The 1,071-nt window shown below is 63.4% G+C and carries 2 protein-coding genes; one reads left to right on the forward strand and one right to left on the reverse strand.

What is annotated here, in order from left to right:
* The coding region (locus ASU03_RS20195; protein ID WP_197411289.1) for an aldose epimerase family protein at positions 1-450 on the forward strand (450 nt) is incomplete at its 5' end.
* A 99-nt stretch (positions 451-549) separates the two neighbouring features.
* Here the strand turns inward: ASU03_RS20195 and ASU03_RS18710 are convergent.
* Positions 550-1,071, reverse strand: a 522-nt coding sequence (locus ASU03_RS18710; RefSeq protein ID WP_157465977.1) for an ABC transporter permease subunit, incomplete at its 5' end; no start/stop codon positions are given.

A 1,071-nucleotide genomic window follows, 5' to 3' on the forward strand; every position in this document is an offset into this window, starting at 1 on the left:
CACCTGGGCGAAAGCCTGGAACTGCGCCTGAGCACCGAGCATCAGGATGAGCTGCCGTGCCAATTGAGCCACGCTTTGCACGCTTACTGGCGTATTGGTCACGTTGATGAGATAGCGCTGTCTGGGCTAGACGGGGCGCAGGGTTACGACCAGTTGAGCCGTCAGGCCTGCCAGCAGGAAGGTGAGTTGCGCGTCGATGGCGGCTGCCAGCGGGTGTTCCAGCATGAGGGCGAACTGCAGATCAAGGACCATGCGTGGCAGCGCGAGTTGTGCATCGATACCGGCGACAGTGCCAACACCGTGGTCTGGCATCCGGGCAGCCGGCCGCTGCTGGGGGTGAGCTTTAACGAGGCGTCGGGGCTTGTGTGTGTGGAGTCGGCGATGGCCGGGGCCAGCCTGGCGCCGGGGGAGAGGGCGCATTTGCGTTTGCAGGCCCGGGCTGGGGTTTAGTGGTGTTGCTGGTGCCCTCTTCGCGAGCAAACCCGGTCCCACATTTTTGATTTGTGAACACATTCGAATGTGGGAGCGGGCTTGCCCGCGCTTGTGGTCTCAGCGGCTCAGATACATCCGCGTCGTGAGCAGATAGACGGGCAACCCCGACACCACAATCAACAACGCCGCATAAGGCGCCGCCGCCGCAAACTCCACATTCGAGGTGTGCGCCCACACCGCCGTGGCCAAGGTCTTCAACCCGGTCGGGCCCAGCAGCAGCGTTGCCGTCAACTCCTTCATCGCATCCTGGAACACCAGCGCAAACGCCGCCTCCAATGCGGGAAAGATAATCGGCAAGGTCACCCGGCAAAATGCGCTGAATGACGATGCACCCAGGGTGCGGGCCGCTTCCTCCAGTGGGGGCGCCGCCTTGTTCAGCGCGGTCCGGATCGGCGCCTGGGCCAGCGGCAAGAACAGCAATGCATACGCGATCAACAGCAGTGCCGAGGTCTGATACAGCGCCGGTACGTAATGCAGGGCGAAATACACCAGGGTCAACGCAATCACCAGGCCGGGCAGGGCGTGCAGCAGGTAGGGCAGGCGTTCGGCCCACAGCGCCAGTTGGCCCTTGTAGCGCAC

Source organism: Colwellia sp. TT2012 (assembly GCF_001440345.1).
In the GTDB taxonomy this organism is placed as follows: Bacteria; Pseudomonadota; Gammaproteobacteria; order Enterobacterales; family Alteromonadaceae; genus Colwellia.